Source organism: Desulfotalea psychrophila LSv54 (genome assembly GCF_000025945.1).
Lineage (GTDB): Bacteria > Desulfobacterota > Desulfobulbia > Desulfobulbales > Desulfocapsaceae > Desulfotalea > Desulfotalea psychrophila.
Map to the genome: position 1 here is coordinate 2,573,162 of NC_006138.1, position 24,430 is coordinate 2,597,591.

At 44.1% G+C, this 24,430-nt stretch carries 23 protein-coding genes; 4 read left to right on the plus strand and 19 right to left on the minus strand.

The features are described from left to right. Positions 1-98: 98 nt before the first annotated feature. From DP_RS11415 to DP_RS11425, 3 genes are all read left to right on the plus strand, one after another. A complete protein-coding gene (locus DP_RS11415) occupies positions 99-431 on the plus strand; it encodes a ComEA family DNA-binding protein (RefSeq protein WP_011189478.1) in 333 nt (110 codons plus the stop codon). A 161-nt stretch (positions 432-592) separates the two neighbouring features. After that, positions 593-898 (plus strand): hypothetical protein, encoded by a 306-nt coding sequence (locus tag DP_RS11420; protein WP_011189479.1) that lies wholly within the window; start codon positions 593-595, stop codon positions 896-898. A gap of 336 nt (positions 899-1,234) precedes the next feature. Next, positions 1,235-2,764, plus strand: a complete 1,530-nt coding sequence (locus DP_RS11425; protein ID WP_041277926.1) for an FMN-binding glutamate synthase family protein — start codon at positions 1,235-1,237, stop codon at positions 2,762-2,764. A gap of 109 nt (positions 2,765-2,873) precedes the next feature. On the opposite strand, the gene map is transcribed toward DP_RS11425, so the two are convergent. Together map and DP_RS11435 are read right to left on the minus strand one after the other, a co-directional pair. After that, positions 2,874-3,626, minus strand: coding sequence for a type I methionyl aminopeptidase (map, locus tag DP_RS11430; protein ID WP_011189481.1), 753 nt, complete (start codon positions 3,624-3,626; stop codon positions 2,874-2,876). A gap of 246 nt (positions 3,627-3,872) precedes the next feature. Continuing rightward, positions 3,873-5,819, minus strand: a complete 1,947-nt coding sequence (locus DP_RS11435) for a sigma-54-dependent Fis family transcriptional regulator (RefSeq protein WP_041277927.1) — start codon at positions 5,817-5,819, stop codon at positions 3,873-3,875. Positions 5,820-6,112: 293 nt separating this feature from the next. On the opposite strand from DP_RS11435, the gene DP_RS11440 reads away from it, so the two are divergent. Continuing rightward, positions 6,113-6,466 carry a RidA family protein gene (locus DP_RS11440; protein WP_011189483.1) on the plus strand — a complete coding sequence of 118 codons (354 nt, stop codon included), beginning with the start codon at positions 6,113-6,115 and terminating at the stop codon, positions 6,464-6,466. 107 nt (positions 6,467-6,573) lie between these two features. Here the strand turns inward: DP_RS11440 and DP_RS11445 are convergent, their stop codons facing one another. The 17 genes from DP_RS11445 to DP_RS11520 form a co-directional block, all read right to left on the minus strand. Continuing rightward, positions 6,574-7,542 (minus strand): Bug family tripartite tricarboxylate transporter substrate binding protein, encoded by a 969-nt coding sequence (locus tag DP_RS11445; RefSeq protein WP_011189484.1) that lies wholly within the window; start codon positions 7,540-7,542, stop codon positions 6,574-6,576. Between the two features lie 123 nt (positions 7,543-7,665). After that, entirely contained in the window at positions 7,666-9,210 is a 1,545-nt protein-coding gene (locus tag DP_RS11450; RefSeq protein ID WP_011189485.1) for a tripartite tricarboxylate transporter permease, read from the minus strand. A gap of 16 nt (positions 9,211-9,226) precedes the next feature. Next, complete coding sequence (locus DP_RS11455) at positions 9,227-9,694, minus strand: tripartite tricarboxylate transporter TctB family protein (protein ID WP_011189486.1); 468 nt, start codon at positions 9,692-9,694, stop codon at positions 9,227-9,229. Positions 9,695-10,168: 474 nt separating this feature from the next. Then, positions 10,169-11,563 carry an NAD(P)/FAD-dependent oxidoreductase gene (locus tag DP_RS11460; protein ID WP_011189487.1) on the minus strand — a complete coding sequence of 465 codons (1,395 nt, stop codon included), beginning with the start codon at positions 11,561-11,563 and terminating at the stop codon, positions 10,169-10,171. Beyond that, positions 11,563-11,847, minus strand: a complete 285-nt coding sequence (locus DP_RS11465; RefSeq protein ID WP_011189488.1) for a (2Fe-2S)-binding protein — start codon at positions 11,845-11,847, stop codon at positions 11,563-11,565. The genes DP_RS11460 and DP_RS11465 overlap by 1 nt, the downstream gene beginning before the upstream one ends. A 59-nt stretch (positions 11,848-11,906) precedes the next feature. After that, a complete protein-coding gene (locus DP_RS11470) occupies positions 11,907-13,040 on the minus strand; it encodes an NAD(P)/FAD-dependent oxidoreductase (RefSeq protein ID WP_011189489.1) in 1,134 nt (377 codons plus the stop codon). A gap of 482 nt (positions 13,041-13,522) precedes the next feature. Beyond that, the gene (locus DP_RS11475; protein WP_011189490.1) at positions 13,523-13,762 is read right to left on the minus strand and encodes a DUF1653 domain-containing protein; all 240 of its coding nucleotides are present in this window, start codon (positions 13,760-13,762) and stop codon (positions 13,523-13,525) included. A gap of 136 nt (positions 13,763-13,898) precedes the next feature. Beyond that, complete coding sequence (locus DP_RS16990; RefSeq protein ID WP_162096657.1) at positions 13,899-15,455, minus strand: class I SAM-dependent methyltransferase; 1,557 nt, start codon at positions 15,453-15,455, stop codon at positions 13,899-13,901. Positions 15,456-15,659: 204 nt separating this feature from the next. Further along, positions 15,660-16,076 (minus strand): tRNA (N6-threonylcarbamoyladenosine(37)-N6)-methyltransferase TrmO, encoded by a 417-nt coding sequence (gene tsaA / locus DP_RS11485; RefSeq protein ID WP_011189492.1) that lies wholly within the window; start codon positions 16,074-16,076, stop codon positions 15,660-15,662. A 58-nt stretch (positions 16,077-16,134) separates the two neighbouring features. Continuing rightward, on the minus strand, positions 16,135-16,833 hold the full coding sequence (locus DP_RS11490; protein WP_011189493.1) for a hypothetical protein: 699 nt from the start codon (positions 16,831-16,833) through the stop codon (positions 16,135-16,137). A 395-nt stretch (positions 16,834-17,228) separates the two neighbouring features. Further along, entirely contained in the window at positions 17,229-17,462 is a 234-nt protein-coding gene (locus DP_RS11495; RefSeq protein ID WP_156792281.1) for a hypothetical protein, read from the minus strand. A 186-nt stretch (positions 17,463-17,648) separates the two neighbouring features. Beyond that, positions 17,649-18,767 (minus strand): hypothetical protein, encoded by a 1,119-nt coding sequence (locus DP_RS11500; protein ID WP_041277929.1) that lies wholly within the window; start codon positions 18,765-18,767, stop codon positions 17,649-17,651. Positions 18,768-18,832: 65 nt separating this feature from the next. Then, positions 18,833-19,165 (minus strand): hypothetical protein, encoded by a 333-nt coding sequence (locus DP_RS11505; RefSeq protein ID WP_041277930.1) that lies wholly within the window; start codon positions 19,163-19,165, stop codon positions 18,833-18,835. Positions 19,166-19,314: 149 nt separating this feature from the next. After that, positions 19,315-20,568, minus strand: a complete 1,254-nt coding sequence (locus DP_RS11510; RefSeq protein ID WP_011189498.1) for an HD-GYP domain-containing protein — start codon at positions 20,566-20,568, stop codon at positions 19,315-19,317. A gap of 208 nt (positions 20,569-20,776) precedes the next feature. Next, on the minus strand, positions 20,777-22,423 hold the full coding sequence (locus DP_RS11515; protein ID WP_011189499.1) for a methyl-accepting chemotaxis protein: 1,647 nt from the start codon (positions 22,421-22,423) through the stop codon (positions 20,777-20,779). A 431-nt stretch (positions 22,424-22,854) separates the two neighbouring features. After that, a complete protein-coding gene (locus DP_RS18005; protein WP_156792282.1) occupies positions 22,855-23,019 on the minus strand; it encodes a hypothetical protein in 165 nt (54 codons plus the stop codon). Positions 23,020-23,107: 88 nt separating this feature from the next. Continuing rightward, positions 23,108-24,355 (minus strand): NRAMP family divalent metal transporter, encoded by a 1,248-nt coding sequence (locus tag DP_RS11520; RefSeq protein WP_011189501.1) that lies wholly within the window; start codon positions 24,353-24,355, stop codon positions 23,108-23,110. Positions 24,356-24,430 lie beyond the last annotated feature (75 nt).

The window sequence follows — 24,430 nt, forward strand, 5'->3', positions numbered from 1 at the left end:
TCCTTTTTTTTGCTGAACTAGGTTTTTTTTATAACTACCCCTGTCCATTTTCGACCTCACCATTTTTTATACCCACATCCCTATACTAAGGAGATCTTATGAAACAATCTTATCTGATGTTAGCCGTTTTCCTCAGTCTCGTCTTAGGCTGCACAGCATTTTCTACCCTCACCTTCGCAGCAAAAACGGACGGTGGGCAGCAGACAATGGTAGCAAACATGGACAAGGCCACAGTCATGCAGAAGGTTAATGTAAATACTGCCAACAAGACGGAACTGATAAGAGTACCTGGAATCGGTAACAAAACAGCAGACTCTATCCTTAAGTACCGTAACGATCACGGCAAATTTACAACCATTACCCAGCTCACCGAGGTTAAAGGCATTGGTTCAAAGAGTTTGAAAAAAATGGAGAAATATCTCTCTCTTTAAAGGTCATTACAAAATTGAACCGCCCCGGAGCTGCCCATGCCCGAGGCGATTTTTTTTGTCCCTGGCAAAAGAGAAAGATCGGTAATTTACCCTAAGCAGGTTATACTCCCCCGTATCGACTCCAAAAAAATTAAGATGAACAAGCTACGGGAAGGAGCAGAATGATTAACAAGGCAAATCTTAAGTCTACCCTGCAAAAACGGATGGGCCAGTTAGAGGAGGGACAGCTCCTCGCCTTTCTCACCTTCAAAAGGGACAGAACCATTTATATCCTACGGCAGAATGGCAAAACATTTGCCCTCTACCAGGATGGATTTGAAAAAAAAAGCTATGAAGGACTTGAACCGGCAAAACTGTTAAAGATCTTTAAGACAGCCGCCAAAAAAGAATTCCCCAGAAGCAATAAGATCCATATCTCCATCCTCTCCCAGGCCGCATTTCAAGAAAAGCTAAACCGTTTATCTTAAAACCTTGTGCCCCTTTCACCTCAGAATCAACAAGTAGAGGAGACAAAGTATGTCAGAGCCTGCCCTTTTGCAAAATTCGTTTGCAGATTATAAGCAGGATGGGATCTATTTTCTACTGTGTCTTGAGCAGGACATCGTCTATATTATGCTTTTTCCATAGCAGAATTAAGCCGACAAAAAAAGCTCTACAAAAAGAACCTTTTATCCTTGCACGTCTTTATCCTTAGGTATAATCAACGTATAGTTAACAATTTTGTTGAGCTGATTTTTTTTATCGGGAAGATGGTTGTATCATCCTGCCAAACGTTGAAAACGTTAAAAATAAAGGTAGCGACTATGTCCTATTCACCAACTTTAAGTTCCGGATTTACCTCTGCTAAAAATCGTAGTGTTTTTATATCTCCTCAATCAGGAATGTGCTCTTTTTGTACGGAAGACTGTGCCGGCACCTGTGAGTTAGCCTTGGCGGCGATACTAGGAGCACAAACAGTCTACCCTATGACAACTGGGAATAATCAAATAGCTTCGGAAAAAGATTATCCAATTGATTTTTCCCATTTTAACATCAATGGGCGGGTCTTCGGTGCTCAAGGCGTAGTTGAGAACTGCGAAGAGGCGACTATTTTCAATGTGAACCTTGAACGCAGTTACGGAACATTTCACCCCGTTAAAATGTCAATGCCCGTCATACTTCCAGCCTTAATGAAACTCAACTGGCAGGACTATTTTGCCGGTGCTGCTATGGCTGGTGTAACCTGTATAATTGGTGAGGATGCGAGAAATAATGATCCAAAGTTAAAGGTGACAAACGGCAAAATTGAGGAGTTTCCTCTTTTAGATAAAGCCCTTAATTGCTTTCGTCAATATTACAGAGGGTATGGTCAGATTGTTGTACAGTGCAATATAGAAGATAATCTTATGGGTGTACCCCAAATTGCTCTGCAAAAATACGGCGCGGAGGCGATAGAGATCAAATTCGGTCAAGCTGCAAAAGGCACCCAACCGGTTAAGCGGCTAAGGGATATTGAGACAGCAATTGCGAGACAAAAACTCGGTGATCTGGTCCATCCAGACCCCTCAGATCCCGCCATCCAAAAAGCATATCGTAACGGCGTTTGCCCTAATTTCAACACCTATGGCAGACTACCCCTATGGACAGAAGAATCTCTTATCGCTCATATCGCAAAATTACGGGATTGGGGCGCAAAAAATATCTACTTTAAAATGGCAGGATACGATAAGACCGATATAGAACGTGTCCTTCGAATTGCCTGTAAGGCAAAGGTCGATATGATAACCTTTGATGGGGCTGGAGGAGGTTCCGGGTATAGTCCGGCAAAGATGATGAACGAATGGTCTCTACCAACGGTTTGCCTGGAAGATATAGTTGTTCGTATTTCTACTCAGCTTAAAGAAGAGGGGGAAACGCTACCTGCCCTTGTTATGACTGGTGGTTTTGCCAGTGAAGATCAAGTGTTTAAAGGACTGGCATACGGTGATGGTCATATGCTTGCCATTGGCCTATGCCGGGCAGCAATGGCCGCGGCCATGACTGGTAAAAATATTGGCGAGCAAATCAAAAGCGGCAATGTACCTGAAAGATTTAAAAAATATGGGTCAACGATTGAAGAAATATTTTGTGACCTTCCTGATTTACGCGCCCTCTATGGAACAAGGGCAAATGATTTTCCTTCAGGAGCCATAGGCGTCTTTTCTTACCTCAACAAAATAGCATTTGGCCTGCGCCACTTTGCTGCTCTGAATCGAAAATTTAATCTGCCTCTTTTAGACAAAAGTGATCTCATTCCTCTCACCGCAGAGGCAAAGGCTCTTATGGCAGATAAGTGGTTTATGTCTCCTCGCTGAAAGATATGATCTGTAGAGGTGAGTGAAATTGAGATCACTCACCTCTACAAAGGATAAGGGGGAGGGAATAGCCCCCGTAAATTTATCAGGACTGCCTGCTAAGGACTTCTTAGGTGAGCACCTCATAGCCATCCGCTGTGACCAGAATTGTATGCTCATATTGAGCAGATAATTTTTTGTCACGGGTAACAACATTCCAACCATCTTTGCTTGTTCTTATTCCGGATGTACCTTGATTGATCATCGGCTCAATGGTGAAGGTCATCCCCTCTTCAAGAACCAGGCCTGTATCCGGGCTACCGTAGTGCAGTACTTGAGGCGCTTCATGCATCTCTTTGCCAATGCCATGACCACAGTAATCACGAACAACGCTATAGCCGTAATTTTCGGCAAATGTCTGGATTGCATGGCCCACATCACCCAGCCGAGCCCCGGGTTTAACCATTTTGATACCCTCCCACATAGCCTGATAGGTGGTCTCAACCAGTTTTCGGGCCTGAGCTGAGGCCTCGGGCATAACATACATCCTACTGGAATCTGAAATAAAGCCGCTTTTCTCTAGGGTGATATCCAGGTTAACAATATCCTTTAACTTGAGCTTCTGCCTGGTACTTGGAACGCCATGACAGACAACCTCGTTTACCGAACTGTTGAGGACATATTTATAACCATACTGCCCCTTGCTTGCTGGCCGTGCCGCCAAATCGACAGTAATAAAATCTTCAACTCTATTGTTAATTTCCATGGTTGTTACACCCGGCTTAACAAATCCATCCAACATTTCAAAAACCTTTGCCAGTAACTGCCCTGCCTGCCTCATAAGCTCTATTTCAGCAGGAGACTTTATATAAACTTCTTTCATTACAACCTTCTAACTATTTTAATATGAGCTCACAAATGAGCATTGGAGTTGAGCTACCCTCAGCCCCCCGCATCTAAAGCTGTCTCAAACCCTGGATGACATCCAGGCTAGGAATGGCTATCCCCTTGTTATGAGAAAGATTGTTAGAGTATACATCCACCCTATCCTTTGTGCCACCCCTAAAGCTGTCAGGATGGGGCCTATTCCATCCAGAAACGCCACAAAAAGCGGGGTAAAGGTTAAGCCTTACTCTTCTCCTTGCAGCTCATGACCCTTTGTCAGGACAATTCTGTACTTATCTATCTTTCTGTAGAGTGTCGGACGGGAAATGCCAAGAGACTGAGCTGTTTTGCTGATATTATTATCAAAAAAGGCAAGGGTCTCCGTGATAATTTGTGACTCCACCTCCTCCAGGGTCTGCGTGCCCACCACTTTAACCACCTCTTTATTGGTATTAGAAAAGAGATCACTAATGGCAAAGTGCTCCGGGAGAAGAACACCGTCTTCTGCCAAGTAGATGGCACGTTCCGTGGCGCTTTCCAGCTGACGGATATTGCCGGGCCAGCTGTACTTACTGATAGCCAGACGCGTTTGACTGGGGAGGACCTGTTTGCGACGATCGAATTTTATTATATGCCTATCTATGAAATACTGAACTAACTTAAGAATATCACCCTGACGTTCTCTCAGGGGTGGAATATTTATCCTCAGGGTACTGATACGGTAATAAAGATCTGCCCTAAACTGTTGAACATCAATCATTTTCTTCAGATCTTTATGGGTTGCAGAGATGATCCTCAGATTCACAGGGATAGTACGTAGTCCACCTACTCGTTGTATTTCTCCAAACTGAAGCACTCGCAGGAGTTTAACCTGCATTTCAAAGGGCATATCGCCTATTTCATCAAGAAAGAGGGTGCCGTTATTGGCAAGTTCTATCTTGCCCGGTCTGCCACCCTTTTGCGCCCCGGTAAAAGCCCCCTCCTCATAACCGAAAAGCTCACTCTCCAAGAGCTCTTTGGGGATGGCCCCACAGTTGATAGCAACAAAGGAGCCATTTTTATGTTCGCTTGCATTGTGAATTGCCTGGGCAAAAAGCTCTTTACCCGTTCCGGTTTCCCCATAAAGAAGCACCGAGGCAGTATTCTTTGCGGAAATACGGGCAAGGTGGAGGGCTGATTTAAGTGCGGGACTGTCGCCAAGGATAGAATCAAAGGTAAATGGGGCCTGAGTACCGATCAGTTTAACTGCTCGGCGCAACGCTTCATTTTTTTCAACAAAGGTAAAGATTCCCCCCACAAGTTGCTCCTCCTCCAGTCGTATAGGGTCAAGAGAGGCAAAATAGCTCACCCCCGTTTTTTTGGAGACAATTTCCCGGGCTCGAAATCCTCTCCCCCGCTCCAGACAATCAGCAATATTCAGACTATTGCCGATATAGGTAGTGAGTAAATTATCCCTTGCATCTGCCTTTATGGCCAGGAGATTACGGGCCTTGTGGTTTGTTTGGACAATATTTCCCTGTTGGTCAACGGTCACTATTCCAGATGATTTAGACTCAATAATTGCCGTCATATATTGATTCTTTATGGCAATTTCTTGCTGTTTTTCAAGAGATTGAAGTCTGGATCTTATGTTTTTAGAAGCCTGGCTAACAAGACCTATAGTATGGACATGCATGTTTTCTGAATAGCCACTCAAACAGATGACCCCCAAAAGTTCCTTACCATCGGGAGAAAAGATGGGGGAGCTGGCATTGCTAATTTTTTTTGCCGTAGTAGCATACATCTGAGTACCCGGCAGAAAAATACTGATCTTTTCAAGCAGAGTCAGACCAATTGCACAGGTGCCAACATCCTTTTCTGTCCAGCGATACCTGGGAATGCAACGTCTATGGGCAAAATGGGCCTGAAGATCAGGATCGCCCACCAGATAAAGGATATAGCCCTCATTGTCGGTAAAGATCATGCAAAACCCCGTTCCCTTCAGCAGGTCGTAGAGGTTTTCTAACTGTTCTTTGGTGGTATCATAAAAAAGCTGTTGCTTCTTTATTCGCTGCCTGAAAGCCTGCTCCGTTAGCTTGGTGCTTTCAGGAGAGCCATCTACCTGAGGGGTAATATTATATTTTTTAGATCGTTTGAACGAGGCATCAATTATTTTTTGCAGTTTTTCGTGGTTGGGCAGTTCTGAGATCATGGCATTAATTGTATTGTTTCGCAACACTGTAAAGAAAGGGCACAGTGGGCATTATCGTTTTGTTTCTGCTTTCAAAATCAAACAGAGAGAGAGAAATGTCTTTAGCGCTACATACATTATGTAACATATTGTTACATGTCAAGCAGAAGGATAATTTCTCACCATCCTTTACCAGACCCCAAAAGAACTTTATTTGCGATAGTGGTCTGGAAAATGCATCGTTTTTTATGACTTCCCGTAGAAGCTTTTGGAAAAAGTCAGTAATGAAAGTTTAACAAATAAGAGAGGATGAGATGATAGAAAGAATTGAAACAAGTGAACGTATGAGCAAGGTGGTAATCCATAACGGCCTTGCCTATCTTTGTGGTCAGGTCTGTGCTGATAGTAGTGAGCCCGTTGAGCAACAAACAGAGAGTACTCTTGCCCGGGTTGATGCCCTTTTACAAACAGCGGGCAGTGATCGGGAACACATACTCAATGCAACAATTTATCTTCGTGACATGAAGGATTTTGCAGAGATGAATAAGGTTTGGGATAACTGGGTGCCAAGGAGATCTGCTCCAGCCAGAGCCTGTGTTGAGGCGCGACTTGCCCGCCCTGAGCTACTTGTTGAAGTATCCGTTGTTGCCGCAGTTATTGCCAAATAGTTTCTAGATGTTCAGGCTGTTCCAACCCTGAAAGTCCTCACCAGCGTATTAGCTGGTGAGGACTTTTGTTTTCCACGCCGCCATTTGCAATGAAGCAAAGGGGAGTCTTATTTCTTCATCTTAGCAGCTTCGTCATGCATCTTAGCAGCTTCATCATGCATCATATTGTAGGTGACCTTCATCTCGTCAATCCACTCCTGACCACTGCGGTAATCTACCACGGCGTTCATGTTTTTGAATGCCTGTCGTACCTTAGGATCTTTCATCGCCTTCTCTGTAGCGGCAACAAGTTTTTCAACTACCTCGGCTGGAACACCCTTAGGGGCAAAAATACCGGACCATCCCTCGAAATCACCCTTTACCCCGAACTCAGCAAAGGTAGGTACACCTGGAAAGTCGTCCATTTTATTGTTCATGGCAAGGGCTCTGGCACGACCGGATTTAACGTGAGGACCAAAGGCAGGCGGAAAAGCTACGGCAGAATCAATATGCCCACCAATTACAGATACCATGGAGGCAGCGCCACTGTTCGCGTGTACATAGGTAACCTTATAATCGAGCTGGCCGGCAATCATGTTAGCAAGGATGGTCGCGGAAGAGGCTGCACCCCAAGAGCCTTGAGTTACCTTTCCTGCCTGAGCGCCAGCAACGAACTCCGGCAGAGTTTTATAAGGACTGTCTGCAGGGACAACGATTGCCAGAGGGACAGAGGTCATTTTGATAATAGGAGTAAAGCTATCAAAATCGTAGGGGGTCTTGCTAAAGTTCGGAGTAACAAGCACGTTACTGAGACCAACATTAAGCAGGGTATAACCATCATTTTTAGAGTTTGCCACAAAGGCGCTACCCATAATGCCACCACCACCGGCCTTATTAATAACTACAACTGGAGTACCAAGTTCTTTTTCTATTGCGTTAGCCCATACACGGGTAGAGAGATCAGAATCGCCGCCGGCACTCCAGGGAACGATGACCTTAATAGGTTTTGTTGGATATTCAGCAAAAGCTGATGCAGCTGTTAAAGAGATGGTCAGAGTTGTGGCAATTGCTACAAGTGATTTTCCAAAGCGTTTCATAAAAACTCCTCAATAAATATTTTAACACAGGGCAGAGACCTCTCTACCAAAAATATGTCAACAACATGGCAAGACTGGTTCTCTGCTGATCTGACCAGTTGTTGACATAGGAAAACGCAACATTTAGGCGGGTACCTCGACACCCTCATCTACTTCTATCGCCTTTTTAAGGGCTGCTCTGGCGGCTTCTTTCTTACGTTGACGCAGGGTGCTATATACGGAGAAAGCTGCCAATGCGGTGAATATCCACGAAAATGGTGAGGCAAAGAACAGGTGGTACTCTGTGCCGACAATGGCCACAGCCTGATCAAGGTTTTGCTCTAAAAACGGGGTAAGGATAACGCCGATGATAAAGGCCGCAGGATTCAGTCCTGTCAGGCGCATCCCATATCCAAACAGGGTAAAGAGGATGAGAACAAACACATCGTTAATATCCTGATTTACAGTAAAAGAACCTGCAAAGGCGAAAATGGTAACGCATGGGAAGATGTAGCTACGTGGAACAGAGGCTACTCTTGTCCAGAAACGAAATCCCGATTTAGCAATAACAAGCAGGAAGAGATCTGTTATAAGAAAACCTGCAAAGATCGAGTAAATCACACTGGTGTGTTCGAAGAAAATGGTTGGCCCGGGAGTGATACCCTGAATGAGGAAGGCACCCATGAGCAGAGCAGCTACGTCATCACCGGGAATACCCAGGGTGAGCATGGGTATCATGGTGGCACCACATACTGCATTATTGGCAGATTCTGCGGCGGCAATACCACGGATAGAGCCCTTACCAAATTTCTCAGGATTCTTGGCGCATCGTTTTGCCTCACCGTAGGCAAGAAAGGCTGCAGTACTTGAGCCAAGACCGGGCAGAGAGCCAATAAAGGTTCCAATTCCTGATGATTTAAGGATGGTGCCCAGGACAGATTTGTACTCCTTCCAGCTTATACGATTATCCGCCGGAATGGTTGACTTCATAAGTCTCATCTGGGCATCTGGGTCCTTACGATTTCTAATGGCCTTAATAACCTCAGGCATAACGAGTACACCGATGAGCATGGGCATAAAGGTAAAGCCATTCAGCAACTCCGGAACACCAAAGGTAAAACGGGAGGCACCGGTGATGGGAGACATACCCACCATAGCCACAAACATACCCAGGCAACAGGAGAGGAGTCCACGAGCAACAGACTCTCCTGTAATAGAACCAATAACAGTAAAGGCAAAGAGCAGGAGGAATACACGTTCAATGGGCCCTGCCTGCAAAGAGATCACTGAAATAGGCGCTGCCACAAAGATCAGAACAAGAGTACTGAGCATCTCTCCCGTAACTGATGCATAGAGGGACATATCGAGGGCCTTGCCGGCCTTTCCCATCTTGGTCAGGGCGTTGCCGTCCTGTGCGGTCAGAAAGGAGGCCGCTGCCCCGGGAGTATTGATCAGAATGGCAGAAATAGAGCCACCATAAATTCCTGCCTTATATACGGCAAGGAGCATGGGGATACCAATAATGGGGTCTACGTAAAAGGTCAGTGGTAAAATTATGGCAATAGCCATAATGGCTGATATACCTGGGATGGCACCAAAAATAATCCCCACCACAACCCCGACTGTAATACCAATAAGGGGGCCCACAGCAAATATGGAGGAAAATCCGTTTAAAATGTTTTCTAGCATAGTATCCTCGCTCTTGTTACAGGGACCAAGTCGGTAATAGCACTCGTAAATAGTTATAGCAGCCATAATAAATCAGGATTGGCGTTACTATAGATAGGGGGAGCATGACAAGCCAGTTTCGACTTCCCAGAAGCAGGGCAACGGCTATCATGATAAATGGTGTAGCCACTATAAATCCAACAATGGGCACCATGTACCAGTATATGAGGAAGTATGCTATATAGACGACAATCCCCATAAAACCATTAGTATCAATGAATTCCTGCTCTTCGAGGGGTAAGGCCTTACGCAGCTTATAGAGGGATTGAGCCCCTATGGTTCCTGAAAATGCAATAATACAGACGGCTATTAGGCGAGGTAGAAACATAGATCCCAGAGCTGTTTCCATACCTCCTTCAACCAGATTGTCATTTGTAAGGACAATTATCGACATGATTATCAGGACTGCATGGATAATCACATCAAGTTTTCTTCTGTTCATCATTCCTCCGTGTCAATTGTCGCCCCATTCAAAGAAAAACCTAAGAAATTTTGTGGCGAGTTTATGGCTATATCAATTTAGATAGATTTTCCTCTGCAGGCTATAAATAGCCATTAATAAGGAAATCTATGTCGTATATAGGAAGTTGAATGCACCTTCGTCGCGCCAGCAAAGGCTGAAAGCTCTGTGCACTTAAAAACCAATACACCTAAATTATTTTTCAGGGCGAATTTTCCTGCAGCTTTACAAGTTCTTCTCTTCTCACAACTATATTACTGTTATTTCGTTTATATCAAATAACTGCTTCCCAAAAATCAGGCTACCAGCCCATGGTCTTTGGAGCAAAACCATGACGATGGGCAAATGGATAGAAATGAAGAGGGCTTAAGATAACCCTATCTTGTAGCAAGGCTATTTACTCCGTTGCTGCTTAACAGCAGAGAAAAGGGCAGGAACTGCCCTTCTCCCGTGTAAATATTACTGATTTCCCTCGGCTTCAAGAATCATAATATTTTCCAAAGAAACAGGTCTTACAGGGGTACGAATATTAAGTGCCCCCACAGCAGGCACATCTCTACCCAGTTCCTTGGCAGCAATTTCTGCCAGGGCAGAACCGCACATGCGCCCCTGACATGGCCCCATACCACAACGGGTACGTAACTTAATATCATTTACCTCTTGGCATCCCTCCTGAACGGCACGACGGATATCACCTGCGGAGACATTCTCACAGCGACAGACGGTAACAGAATCATCCATATCAAAGAGACCCTTTCTCGGGGCAAAGTAACTATCAACAAAATCCCGTGGGGCAACGGCTTTTTGCAGGCGTTTTTGGGTTTCGCCAATAAGCTCTTTTGCCTTGCCTGCTCCTACTTTGCCAAGCTTTTGAGTGATATCTAAGGCTGCCATTTCCCCTTTGCAGGTGGAGCTGCCTATTCCATGTACCTTGGTGCAATCACCCACCACATAGACCCTTTGATTGCTACTCTTGCCAAATTGATTAACAAGGGGATACCAGTAACGTTGGGTTTTGTCCCAGACATGCTCAAGCTGAAACATTCGACTTACATGGGTACGGGGAATAAGTCCCTCGTGAACAAGCAGGGTAGAGCAATCGATGCTGTGCTTGCCGCTAAAACTTGAAAATTGGACCCGTTCAACCTTATTATCACCGTGGGCCGAAATATTACTGACACCACGAAAATATTTGGTCTTCCCTAATAGGGCTGCCGTCATCTTTACCCCCTTAAAAAGAAAGGGAATATCCTGCAGGGCCTTCGGCATATGGGCCATTGAGCGGACAAGATTAGTAAGAGGCATTGTTTCAAGAATACCTGCAAGAGGCACCCCGAGTTCTAAGAGATGGCCTGCTACCAGAGGAACAAGGGGGCCGTTTCCGGCAATAACCACAGGAGCATCCGGAGTCATCCCGGCTGTCTTGTAGAGCAGATCGGCTGAGCCCGCAGTCATGACATTTGGCAGGGTCCAACCCTTAAAAGGAACAGGACGCTCCATGGCACCGGTGGCGATGACGATATACTGAGTGCGGATATCCATAGTCTTACCATCGACCGTTGCCAGGAGGCGCTCATAGCCACCATGCCAGACCACTGCATTGGCAATATAACGAATATTGCCCTCAAGCATGCTGTTAACCAGAGCAGCGCCCTCTTCTCTGTCATGGGGAGACAAAAAGTTTTTATGGGCGTTATCACCTGTCACCCAACGATAGATCTGCCCCCCGGCAAGATTCTGATCATCGAGAAGGATAACATCAAGGCCTAATTTTGCAGCAGTGATGGCACAGCTAAGTCCGGCAGGGCCTGCCCCAACAATGGCAACGTCCCACTTTTGTTGCTTTTCTTGCATTAGAGTGTCTCCTGCATATGGGTTTGTCTCTCAACCTTCATACCATCTCTGGCAACGATCAAGCAGCTCTGCTGATTGGGAACACCGTCTATGGTAACCATGCATTCAAAGCAGACGCCCATGAGACAGTTGGGTCCTCGACGTTCTCCGCTTACAGGGTTAATAGAGGTGTAGTTTCCCTCGTTGTGGGAATGAGAATGTTCCAGTACCGCTACGGCAACAGTGACACCTGCATCGACTGTGACAGGCTTTCCCTCAAAATAAATAGTTATTTTTTCTGACATAATCCGTTCTCGTTATATATGATGAACATCATGATGATGAGCTGAACTCTATTTTTTATCTATGCATCAGCCGGGAAACGATCCAGACCAAATCCCTGGGCATTCTTTGGTAACTTACCGCCAAGAATAAACTCAGGAAGATGCTTTGCCTGCACTGCTGCCAGGGTGACACCGCTATGGGCATTAAAAATAAAGGCATTTTTGTGATTTGGGATAGCGTCGTAAATAGGGAAGCCGTCCTTGGGCCAGACCCGCAGTCCGGTCCAACAGCGAATAACACGAAGTTTGGCAATGGCTGGCCAGATAGTATGGGCCCAGTTAGCCACATGCTGCAGGCGCTCGGGAACAAGCTCGGTATTATTGCCCATATACTCATGCTCAAAACCCACCATAACGGTACCGCCGTCGGTACGGGTGATGCCGAGCAGTGGTGTCGGCAGAAGGTTGGGAATACGCTCGGTGAGAAAGAGCTGCGACTTATTGGCATAAATCGGCACATTAATGCCAAATTGGTTGGCAAGTTGCTTAGATCCCAGTCCAGCCGTTATCACCAAACGCTCACACTCAATGGTACCCGTACTGGTGTGAACAGTATAACTATCACCATTTCGGGCGATATCCAGGGCAGCACAGTGGGGAAGGAAGGTGCCACCATTGCGTTTCATGGCCAATCGAAGAGCGAACATCAGCTGCAGTGGTTCTATATGGCCATCCTCTGGACACCAGGTTCCGCCCGTTACCTCTTTACCAAAGGTGACTCCCGGGTAATGGGCCTCAAGCTGAGATCGGGAGTACATTTCGCCGGGATAATCCTTAGTGGCCCCAAATTTTTTTGCCTCTTCATCCAAGGCCTTCAGGTAATTTGCCCGCCTGTCATAATCGGCTTCGCCCACGGTGGGAATTATACCACCACACTGCTTGTACATAGTATCAATGCCAGTAAGCTCTTCTATTTCCGGTATCAGCTCAGGGAAAAGTTTAGAAGATTCAAAGTTCCACTCCGCATAGGGGCGATTACCCAGAGCTTTTGACTGGCACCAAATAAGGCCCATGTTTGCTCTGGATGATCTATCTATAGGATTGGGCGGGGCATCGATTAAAACCACCTTCTTGTTTTTTTTGGTCAGCCCGTAGGCTATTGCTGCGCCTGTTACGCCAGCACCAATGACAAGTACATCTGCGCTATGATTCATAAGAGTATGTTTTTGTTCTATAAGAGTATAAAAGGCTTTTAATCTCTTTATGAAAAAAAATGCCGCTTATGGGGTTGTAATAGAATTACTTAATTTTCTTAAGCTCTCTCATGCACCGCCCAAGGACCAGAAACGCCTATGGGAATGAGGCAGATGAAAGATGAAAATAGAGGAGAGGTAACTTGAGACAAACTCAGGGGTCTCTCCAAATAAATCTTATAATAAAAATTTATGATTACAATATTCATAGCAACTTATATGCCAAAAATAAAATATGAGGAGAGTGGGGGTGGTACTAGTTTGTAGGGGAAAGGAGAGGCATCTCCCTGCTGTTACATTATATTACATATTAAGGCAATGAGAACAGGATGCCTTATGAATATTCTTTAAAATTAAATATTTACATGGATGTGTAACAGAATATTTCAGCTGTAACGAGGCGTTACAGCTGAATGGAATGGCAGGACTTGGGAAAAAATGAGTTATTCTTCTTCAGCAATTTTTCTGAAACGGGGGACCAGTTTACCCTCTACCTCTACCTCTTCACTAAACATGGCAAGAGGCCTCACCCAGTAATCGAACTTGCCATAGAGGGTTTGATAGACGACCATTGTCTCTTCACTTTCACTGTGAGTGGCAGTGCCTAAGACTTGATATTTTGGGCCCTTATAATGTTGATAGAGACCGGGTGCTATCTGGGAGCTACTTGATCTTAATTTCATCTTCTCTCTCTAAACCAGGAAATAGCCCTTCAGCAACGCTATTGGTAAATATCTTACCCATAGCACATACAAAGTTTAGCGACTATTTATTGAAAAGTCTAATTTTCAAATCATTTTTATGCTCAAGATCTGTTTTTTAAACCTGACACCAATATATGCGTACATGTTCGGGACTTCCGGCAAGACGGGGGAAGTCCATGGGAGGGGACATTTGCCGGACAAGAGAAAAATGTTTTTCCAGTTCAGCCCGGTAATAGCTGGCATTGCCGCCACGATGATTATTGGCAAAGAGGGCCACACCCCTAACAGAGAGTAACATACGTATCTGCCTGGCCAGTTCAGGCCACTGCTTTTCCACATGAAAGGCCTGTCCCTTGCCGGCTGAGGCAAAGACAGGAGGATCACAGATAATGAGATCCCAAGGGGTAAACTCCTCCGGATTTCTAGCATATTTGCGTTCCTGGCGCTGGAGCCATTTGCAGACATCTTCCTTAATAAACTTTCCCCGGCCACTCTCATCCAGGTGGTTAAGGGCAAAATTACCTTTTCCCCGGGCAAGGGTTGAGCCGGCAAGATCCACTGAAAAAACAACTTCAGCCCCGCCTGCCAAGGCGGCAGCAGAAAAAGAACAGGTAAAGGAAAAGAGATTTGCCACCCGTCTCCCCTCTGCGATCTGCCACACCCGCCTGCGTGAATCACGCTGATCGAGAAAGAGACCTACATGCTGAGACTCATTAATATTTACCTCAAAGTCAAGTAGGTGCTCGTGGGCGATATTGCTGGACGAGATCGGCGCTCCCCACTGAATAACATCGTGGATCAGTTTCTTTTGGTGAGGGTTCTGGGCATGTCTGCGCAAAAGAGCACCCTGCCAGGCAAGCTTGTCCCGCAGATAATCCAGGGCAGGTTCAAGCAACGTTCGCAACTGCGTCGATGTCTTCTCTTCTGAAAATCCCGTGATAGAGAGGGTATTGTCATAGAGATCAATACTTACCGGCAGATCAAGCTCGCCCCGTTGAATAAGACGATAGCTATTGGTTATAAGCTGGAGCCAACCCAAGCGACGTTCCCAAGCTATGGCCGTATCTATTAATACCTTATCTCTCTGCTTAAGAACAAAGGAGAAAGAGTCCGGGGTGGAAGAGATAAATTCATGCCCGCTTTCGGCCAACCTAATGGAGTGACAGTGGAGAAAGAGTCGGGCAAAAGGGCTATCGGCCCCATCGCCGACGATGGCTATGCCTGATTCTTCCGCAAATTCCTGAACACGCCTGCAACAGCTTAGGGTTGCCGCCTCATAGAGAGAGTAATCCCTGCCCTCTTCAAGGAAACGAAAACGAACAGACTCCTCTGTTATGGAATTATCCCTTTCTACCAGCCAGCTGCCATCTTCCTCCGTCTGCCCGCGGTATCTCTTAGCTGAGATAAAGTGATATTTTTTCTCAGCAATTTTAACAGGTTGATCATTTTCTGCCTTCTCAATTTGATTCTTTCTGCGAAGAAGGAGAACACCACTGCAGCTCTTGGTAAGAGATGAGTAGAGGTCTATCTGATACTGCAGATGCAGAGCCAACCACTCTGTGATGCCCACCTCTCCCTCTGTCATTGCCTGAGAAGAAAAACCTGTTGGTTTATCAACCACAAGTAGCTGGGCATCCTTATATATAATCGGTGAACCTGTGGTCTTTTTCATGGTAAATTTTATGGGGTAAAAATTTTTTTCATTAAAAACTGCCTGCTTCCTCTCCTGCAAAGCAGATATATATAGCATTTTAGGGGCAAGGGCTCAAAGAAAAAGATCCCTAAGAAGGAAAGAGAAGGCAGATGACAATAACCTCTCGCTGTTTTAGCAGAATATTTATAGTAAGGGGAGAGTCCACAGACCCTCGAGAGATCCTTATGAATCCACGGCCTGCGGAAGTACAGGCTTTATATCGACCACCGGCGTGCCATCAATCGCCTCTATCGGCCCCACCCTCAACCTATTACCGCTGATCTGCAAAACCGTCACCCGATGCAGGCCAAGTGGGTTTGGTCTGTCGGGGGAGCGGGTAGAAAAGACCCCCATAATAGGCCTGCCCCTGTCCCCGCGGGGATGCAGTTTCAGTATATCGCGCTGAGACCTGTGCAACCAGGTGATGAGGATGATTTCACTGCCCACGGCCATACCTTCAAGCCCCTCTACCAAGGCCGGATCCACCTCAAGCCAGGCATCGGGCGCGCCCTCACTTCCCTGACTGGGCGCCGCTTTACGACTGACCAGATCGGAACGGATAATACCAATGGGATTGATCTGATAGATGCCTTCGCTCATAGTCTCCTTGCCTACGCTTATTACTTAAAGCCAGTATCATTTATTGGGGAGTTATTTTTTAATCAATAGATTTACTCATATTTTTCAACTCATTGTTGGCTAACAGGAGGATATTTGAAAATAAATCTTTGAGAGCACGTAACTCCGCTTCAGTATTTTCATTCAAATCTTTCTCGATGTAACTGTGTGCGTGAATATTGTCATCGATGTCTCTTAGTAATTTTGTTATCTCTTTTCTTTGTGTTTCTGTTGACAGCAGTAAAATATATTCTGATACAGTAGTACTGTATCCTCTTAATCTTCCCTTGTTGTATGTTAGCTTTTCCTCTAGTATTGTTCGCTGTTTCTGTAATTCATAATCTCTACCGTCATCCCTGTGCTCCCATATTCCACGTCCTTCTGTTCCAAATATTCGGTATGAATCCAATTCTTTTTTTATCTTTTTTAAATTTGCTAGCTCATCTTCTTTAAGGATTTCTTTAGCGTATCTTGCGGCAGTAGCTATTTTGCTAATTGCCGTTCTAGAATTTTGGTGGTCAATAGCTTTTTTCCAATCATTTTTTGCAATCCATGCAACACCAAAAAGTCCAATAGTCCCAAGCCCTGCCAGCCATGTACCCAAATCTGAGAAACTCCCCAGCATATCACTGCGTATTTCTGACGAGCTTGTAAATGTGGCATAGATTACCCCAATAATAACGACAAGATTTACCAGACAAGCTATGATGATATTATGCTTTTTCCAAATCGTCTTCATTTTTTAATCATGCTCACTCACTTAAACAGGTTATTATGCCAATTTTTTTATTTAACAACATTAAAACTTACAAAATTAGCGCTAAACATACCATATAGTTCAGTGTTTTTGGGAAATCTGATTATTCTGCGATTGAATCTCTTCTCGGTGCTAATTATTTTTTCTTTGGTCGATTTTTTCCCTCTGCAAATTTAGAGCCGTTACAAAGTTTTTTAAATCCTTTACATGCCAGGCAACCGCATTCAATACACCACCCTCATCTTGAAATTCTATCTTAAGTAAGTGCGTGTTAATCGATTTGCCTAAAAAGCTCGAAGGCGTCACACACCTTTTTATTTTTTAAGAGGAATACACAGTTCCATCCTGGGATGTAATCTTAAAAAATACAATTCACTCTAGACAAGGACAAGAACACCTTTGCCTCTGACTTGCTTCCCCTTGAACGATTCCATACCAAAATACTCAGCAAAATTATCATGGCATAGAATGTCTCCAGAGCTGTATCTTTTAGCTAAAGTCTCACGATATCCTTTACGGATCTTATGCATTTCCAGAAAAAGCATCACAAATCCAACCACAAGCAGCACGGCTATGGCAGCCATAGAATCGTTGCAGTGCTGTTTAACCAAGACACCCCTATACCTGATGCTCCAAAATCCATTTCCCCTCACCTTATTTATAAATGTACGAGCCTATCATTACCTTACACGTATGCCTATCAAAAACTCATCGTAGTTTTCACATAAGCAGTCTACTAATGATAGTAGTTAATCGGTGTTTGAATAAAAAACATCATCGAAGAAGGCCAACAGTTTTTATTTGTGTAGCAAGGTCGTCTGTTTAACTAATTTTTCAACATAATCTTCGGCGCCATCGAAATGATATGTTATGCTCCGATTACCAAAAAAACGTTTCCAGTGTTTCTCGACCGCTTCTTTAGCATCGGGATTCTTACAAGAATCAACAACCTCAATCTCTACGTTTTTCCGAGCCATTCGTGAAAGCAATTGTTTCATTTCAAAATCTGCACTTGATAAAGAGTAACCAATAAAGACTAATCTTGAAGCTTCTGATATTTCTATACCTGCATTTTGCCAAATAATCTTATATTGAGGGTTCGATAAGTCTTTAATAAAAGTAGGCATTATAAGGTTTGAAACAAGAACATGGTTTCCTTTTTCTTCAGAAAAATTTATATCGCAATGTCGGCATGACTTCGGATCTTTAAAATTATGTATTCCTTCTTTTGTGTTAAAAGTTGCGTATATCCTCATACATCTTGGGCACTGCAACCAATTCAAAGAACCATGCAGTTTTAACAACTTAACGTTAAAGCCTCCAGTGCCAAGTATTTCTAAGCCTGGTTTAATAGAGTCATCATCTTTATTTTTGGAGCTGATATAACAACAGTAGTCTACAACAGCATTATATTTACCCTCACGAATAGAGTCGTTAATTGAATTATCAAGTAATATATCCCAGTTAGCACTGATAACACTCACGGGATCTTTTTCATGATATGCCCCTGACATTCTAACTGACGATTTTTCAGTTAAGTATCGTGCAAATTTATTTATGTACTCTTTGGAAACAGATGGGTCATTAAGAATCAGTAAAATGGTTTGGCCCACAACATAAAATATTGCCTCTCGAACTTCCATAATTTCCCCAAAGCCAATACCTCGATATTGAATACTGTCACTAAAACATCGATCAAGAGGAGTAAAAATGTCTTCTAATTCAACATTTGAAAATTGCTCTTCAGCAATATTTAATTGCTTAATTAAAAAATTCTTGAATAGCTCAAATCTCTTTTCGTCATAATTTGATGAATTTTCGGTATAGAGCTCAAAAGCTTTACCAATTAGTGAAGCTTGAGTTGGTGCTCCCGCTTCTACTGAAAATCCTGCACCTAAGATATAAACAGTTTTCATTATTTTCCTCTTATCTTTCGGACAACATTCAACCATTTTGCAGTAACTATCTGAAAATACTAACTCTACCCAAAATAGGCAAGGGATGTCTCTAACTGATTACTGGATGAAAAATGGCGAAGGTCGGACAAGGTCTGCGCTGGGAACAAAACGGGCCTCTGCCCCACCACAATGGGCAGAACAGAGAAGAGATCTAGCATTAAGATGATGCCAAATTTTGCCAGAAGAACGCGCACGGACAGAAAGGTGAGTCCGCCCATCAGATTAAGAAGGGCTGAGTTGCGTAAGTTACCAGTTCGCCTGTTTAGAAGGTAGAGAGTGAGGGCAATAATCAGGGGAAAAAAAACTGCCCTTAGGACCGAGCATACTGAATATGCATCCGGAAAAGACGACCCCATATCCGAGAGAAAAATAGGCCCCATCCATAAAGATGGGAGAGAAGGAGGCGGGTCAGAGGGTGAGCAACCCCCCGTGCCGGACGCCTAGGTCGTTCACAGCCCGCATAGGTCGTTGATCTCCTACCAATCTATGTTTTTTCAATAAATTATTATTGAAGTGAACCTAATCTGTATTCTTCAAATGTGTGGGCTTGGCACTGTAAAACTAAATCATTAATTTCATATTTATGCTGTTCAATTACCTCAAACATATCAGGAGAAATTGATGCTGACATATTATCCCTGATAATATCGAACGCTACATCAACGGATAAGCTTTCTCGATAAGGTCTTTCTTCCATTAGCGCAGAAATTATATCTGAGCATGATAAAATCTTCACGCCTTCATCAAGACTTGTATCATCTAATGAAAATGGATATCCCGTTCCATCAGATTTTTCATGATGCCGCTCAGCCCACGTTACAATTTCACTAAACCAATCAGAAGTATTAAGTTCATTCAAGATTTGCCCCGTATAATAAGCATGTAATTTAATTAAATTAAATTCCTCATCATTAAGGGGACCATTTTTTTCGATTAACCTGGGGTCAATTCCAATTTTGCCAATATCATGCAGGTACCCAGCAATCAATAATTTTTTACATTTTTCTTCAGAAAACCCAAAATATCCACCAATTAAAGAGGATAGATGCGCGACTGTATATGAATGCGATGCGGTAAATTTACTGCGAAAGTCAATTATTCTTGACATTGTCAAGGTAAACTCTATAATATCGTCAATTGTAAGCTCAAAATCAATTGCTCCAAAATCGATCTTTCTAAGTAGTTGCTCCATCTCCAAATTATTCATTTCAATCCAGAATATATCTGCTTTTGACACTTCCTCAAATGCTTTAAAAACTTCAGGATGAAAGGTTGTTTCCGCTTTTTCACGAATTTTTTCTGTAACCATACTTTTTTGATTTGTAATAAATTCGTTAGGGGAGACCAGTATATCAACCCTGTCAGCAAGATGAATAATATGGCTTTGTAATAATATTTCTCCCTCTTCCGCATTTAATGAATCTTGATACTTGATGTGATGATGCTTGATAATTTGGGAAATGTTCTTAAACACATCAAGCGATGCCAACATACGGTATCCCATCATACAATGCGGAGCTGGATTTATGACATCCTCCTGAACAATCATATCTCGTTCCTGCACAGATAAGGCACCAATATCATGAAGCGCTGCCGCAATAACAAGTTCCACTAACTCAGTATTATTTAAGTTGAGTTTTTTTCCAATATAATATGAAACGACCGCAGTTCTTCTATGGTGCGATTTCAGCAGATAATTAAAACTATCAATAGATTTAATCATTGGTACAGCTAATTCTCTTAAGGATAACTTTTTCATGTTATGTTTCCTAAAATTCTAGAGGGCAAGAACAATGCTTGCCCCTTAAAAAGCATTCTATTTTATGATATCAGGACACTAAAAACTGAGTTCAAGTAATAAATGCGCCATTCCTTCAGCAATAAAATCCTATTTAACCTCCTCATTCTGGTAAAACAAATTCACGTTCTCCCAGAATTATCGGAAGGGATTCAGTTATTACAAGCGCCTACTTTATATTAAATTCCTTAACCAAGACAGAGAGCTTATCTGCTGATCTATTAAGATCTTTGGCATTGGCAGCAACCAGCGTACTGGATTCATTCATTGCAGTAGACTTTAAATCAACCTCTGAGATATCATTTGCAACCTCTCCAGCCACAGCTGAACTCTGAGATATATTTTTAGTCACTTCCTGGATACCTTCGGAAGCCTGGGCAACATTGATCGAAATTTCTTGGGTAGTGGCTGCCTGCTCATCCATAGCCACCGCAATATTCCCTACTATTTCATCTACTTCGTTTATAGTATTGGCAATGCCACTTATTTCAGTCACCGTCAGTGATGTTGATGATTGAATTGCTTCAATTTTAATACGAATATCTCCTGTTGCATCAGCAGTCTGTTTGGCCAAGTTTTTTATTTCATTGGCAACAACAGCAAATCCTTTTCCTGCTTCACCTGCTCTAGCGGCCTCAATGGTTGCGTTTAACGCCAACAAGTTGGTCTGGTCAGATATTTCCGTTATTGTCTCAGTCACTTTACCAATTTCATTGGCAGCATTTCCAAGTTCGTTTATACGCTCTGAGGCCTGTTTAGATTGATTAACAGCAGCACCAGTTATATTACGGGCATTTTCTGTATTGCTAGATATTGTAATAATATTTTCTGTTATTTCTTGTACCGAGTCCGCCATGATAGCTACATTTGTCGAGGTCTCCTCAACAGCAGCAGCGACTGAATCCATATTAGAGCTCAATTGTTCAGCCGCAGCCGCAACAGAACTTGAACGCTCTGCAACACCCCCCGCCCCCCGAGAAACTTCTGACGCTGCTTTTGATAACTCTTCAGATGTTTCACCAAGTTCTTTGGAGGTGATCCTGATTCCCCTAATCATTTTTTCAAGATTAGCAGCCATACAATCAAGGCTTACTCCAATTTGTCCAAGCTCGTCATCACCAGTTATCCCAGACTCGACCGTCAAATTACCATTTCCTAAAAGTTCTGAAAATTTATTTACCTTATTCAGTCTCAAAACTATAGAGGAGGTAAGCATAAAGGCTCGGACAAAAATTATCGCTCCTAATACAGCCAGCGTGATTTGTATTTTGAGCAACAAAAGCACCAACTCTTCAGCCTGAGCTTGCATCATACCAACAGCTTTATTCATTTCTTGCAGAATACGGATATTATCCGTTTTAATTGTTTTCCTATCAGTTTCTGAGGCAGTTCCCATAAGCGCCCTCTCTATTACAGGTGAAAACTGCTGCCACAGTCTGTCCACTTTTGCCAATTGCCCTTTAGCTGGTTCCTGAGCAATAGGGCAATCTCGATACAAAGTATCCCTGAGGTCAAGAGATAAAGGCGCTCTCCCGGAATTTTCAAGAGCCGTTAGAGTCATAGAAAAGACCTTCATCGTCGACCGGACTTGGGCAGCGGCATTTTTTTTGGACTCTACTGCTTGGCTGGGGATGATTGAGAATTGCAGAAACTCTTTCGTCATCTTTTGTGAAAGCATCCTTTGCCGGCCAGCAAGATTTATCACTAATCCATCATTTTTTTGTTTGTTCGTAATAGAGAAAGTAGCCAAAAACATAGCAACTATAATGACAGCTAAAGAGACTGTTATTAGCTTTAATTTCAAGTTAATACTCATTTTTTTTCCTGTAAAAAAGATTATGCTTTATTAGATAGTGTTAACCAAATCAGTGGTAAATCCCCTGAGGTAACAGATCCTTGATTGCAAATTAAGTGGGCTGAGGAGGCATTGCGACAACAGTGAAATGAGCCAAAGACTTGATGGGAAAATCTGGACAAATCATCGCGAGAAAGGTGCAAAGGTGAATAGAGGATTAATACAGAGCAAGTTATAAGAAAATATCTCGCATTGGCTGATCAGCAGAGGCTATCATTTTACGTATGCGTATAAAAATTTTTGAGGCAAAAAGTCGTGCTATTCTAACATCTTTTGCCGTATTCAGGAAGACAAAAATCAAGATGATGGATTGAACAAGACTGAGTTCAAGCAATACACCTATCAGTAAGTGCTTATAACAGTGTCAGTCCTTCTAAAATTTTTCTTCTTTTTCAAATTAAGTATGTTTCACTTGCCACCTCTTGACTGCCAAGATTGGCAAGCAAGAGGGCAACAATTCGCTCCCTGTAGCCACAGCAACGAGCTATCGGCTCAAGGCAGACTCCACCTGCAAGAGAGGTGTTTGGCCAAAGCAAACAATTCTTATCGTTTTTCATGCTATTTCCAGCCACAGAAACAAGGCCAGCCTCTGCCCCCATAGTGGGCGGAACAGAGAGGGGCAGAGGAGTTAGAATGGGACGACAATCACATGATGCCAAATTTTGCCAAAAGAAAGCGTACAGCCAGAAACGAGGTGACCAAAAAGGTGAGTCCACCCATCAAATTAAGAAGGGCTGAGTTGCGTAAGCTGCCAGTCCGTCTATTCAGAAGATAGAGAATAATGGCAATGATTAGGGGTGTACCGGTAAGACCTAAGGCCAGCATCAGAGGGAGGAGAAGGAAAAAGCTGCCCTTAACGAAAGGGCCGAGCATACTGAGCAGACATCCGGCAAAGACTACCCCGGCAAAACGTCTATCCTTAACATCGAGCTGCCAGCCCATCTTATCCGAGAGAAAATAGGCCCCGGCCATAAAGGTGGGAGAGAGGGTCGAGAGAGTGGCTGCCCAGAGGCCGACCATAAAGATCTTCATGGCGCTGTCACCCAGAAGGGGTTTAAGGGCCAAGGCCGCATCCGTTGCCCTCTTCACCGCAATTCCGTTGGGATGAAGGACAGCGACATCCACCAAAAAGATGGCCACACTGTAGAGACCAAAGGCCATACCCATGGAGGAAAAGGTATCAAAACGGGCCAGAGACAGATCTTTTATTTTCCAGCCCCTAGCATTGGTATTATAGGTATGCATGCCGATAATGGTGATATGAACGGCCCCACCCATGATGGCCGCCATCATCAGGGCCGCATCGATTCCGCCGGGGAAATTGGGCAGGAGGCCCTCACCAATGGCCGGGAGAGAGAGATCCGCCATAAAGAGGGTGGCCATAAAACAGGCCACCACAAAGATCACCAAGACCTTGCACAGTGTTTCAAAGTTACGATATCCCCTCCGAACCAGAAAGAGGGCAACCAGAACTCCGTAGAGTACGCCCCAATACGGGGTGTCCACACCGGTAATGAGAGAGGTGACCCCAGCTAAGGCATTCATCAAAACCATGGCGGCAAGCCAGGTGGCCAAGAGGGCATCTATGGTCAAAATCCAGGCCCACCGTTTTCCCAGATGTTTTTCGGTGGCGGCAATGATTCCCATCCCCTCTAAAACACCCACCCGGGCAGCCAGGTACTGGGTCGTGGTGCCAAACACCGCACTGAGGATTACCACCCAGAGCATCTTATAGCCATAGGTCGCCCCGGCAATGGCAACACTGGCCAGGGTCGCAGGCCCGCAGGCCACGGCGCTGATAATCCAGGCAGGACCCATATTTTTAATATACCTACAGTATCTTTTTGGCAGAGAACCTGCCTCTTGCTGAGCTGTACTTACTTCGTTTTGCATGGTCCATCTCCTTGAGTTGCCATGGGGGTTAGGCGGGGACTGGCACAGGAGATAGAGAAAGGCTCTGTCGGGCGG

Coding starts and splice junctions, on each gene's coding strand:
- DP_RS11435 (WP_041277927.1), bottom strand. CDS start 5,819: ATGATCTCAGAACTGCCCAACCACGAAAAACTGCAAAAAATAATTGAT.
- DP_RS18005 (WP_156792282.1), bottom strand. CDS start 23,019: ATGAAAAACGATAAGAATTGTTTGCTTTGGCCAAACACCTCTCTTGCA.
- DP_RS11450 (WP_011189485.1), bottom strand. CDS start 9,210: ATGCTAGAAAACATTTTAAACGGATTTTCCTCCATATTTGCTGTGGGC.
- DP_RS11460 (WP_011189487.1), bottom strand. CDS start 11,563: ATGCAAGAAAAGCAACAAAAGTGGGACGTTGCCATTGTTGGGGCAGGC.
- DP_RS16990 (WP_162096657.1), bottom strand. CDS start 15,455: ATGAAAAAGACCACAGGTTCACCGATTATATATAAGGATGCCCAGCTA.
- DP_RS11490 (WP_011189493.1), bottom strand. CDS start 16,833: ATGAAGACGATTTGGAAAAAGCATAATATCATCATAGCTTGTCTGGTA.
- DP_RS11500 (WP_041277929.1), bottom strand. CDS start 18,767: ATGAAAACTGTTTATATCTTAGGTGCAGGATTTTCAGTAGAAGCGGGA.
- DP_RS11475 (WP_011189490.1), bottom strand. CDS start 13,762: ATGAAATTAAGATCAAGTAGCTCCCAGATAGCACCCGGTCTCTATCAA.
- map (WP_011189481.1), bottom strand. CDS start 3,626: ATGAAAGAAGTTTATATAAAGTCTCCTGCTGAAATAGAGCTTATGAGG.
- DP_RS11470 (WP_011189489.1), bottom strand. CDS start 13,040: ATGAATCATAGCGCAGATGTACTTGTCATTGGTGCTGGCGTAACAGGC.
- DP_RS11425 (WP_041277926.1), top strand. CDS start 1,235: ATGTCCTATTCACCAACTTTAAGTTCCGGATTTACCTCTGCTAAAAAT.
- DP_RS11420 (WP_011189479.1), top strand. CDS start 593: ATGATTAACAAGGCAAATCTTAAGTCTACCCTGCAAAAACGGATGGGC.
- DP_RS11505 (WP_041277930.1), bottom strand. CDS start 19,165: ATGGGGTCGTCTTTTCCGGATGCATATTCAGTATGCTCGGTCCTAAGG.
- DP_RS11440 (WP_011189483.1), top strand. CDS start 6,113: ATGATAGAAAGAATTGAAACAAGTGAACGTATGAGCAAGGTGGTAATC.
- tsaA (WP_011189492.1), bottom strand. CDS start 16,076: ATGAGCGAAGGCATCTATCAGATCAATCCCATTGGTATTATCCGTTCC.
- DP_RS11455 (WP_011189486.1), bottom strand. CDS start 9,694: ATGATGAACAGAAGAAAACTTGATGTGATTATCCATGCAGTCCTGATA.
- DP_RS11520 (WP_011189501.1), bottom strand. CDS start 24,355: ATGCAAAACGAAGTAAGTACAGCTCAGCAAGAGGCAGGTTCTCTGCCA.
- DP_RS11415 (WP_011189478.1), top strand. CDS start 99: ATGAAACAATCTTATCTGATGTTAGCCGTTTTCCTCAGTCTCGTCTTA.
- DP_RS11445 (WP_011189484.1), bottom strand. CDS start 7,542: ATGAAACGCTTTGGAAAATCACTTGTAGCAATTGCCACAACTCTGACC.
- DP_RS11515 (WP_011189499.1), bottom strand. CDS start 22,423: ATGAGTATTAACTTGAAATTAAAGCTAATAACAGTCTCTTTAGCTGTC.
- DP_RS11510 (WP_011189498.1), bottom strand. CDS start 20,568: ATGAAAAAGTTATCCTTAAGAGAATTAGCTGTACCAATGATTAAATCT.
- DP_RS11465 (WP_011189488.1), bottom strand. CDS start 11,847: ATGTCAGAAAAAATAACTATTTATTTTGAGGGAAAGCCTGTCACAGTC.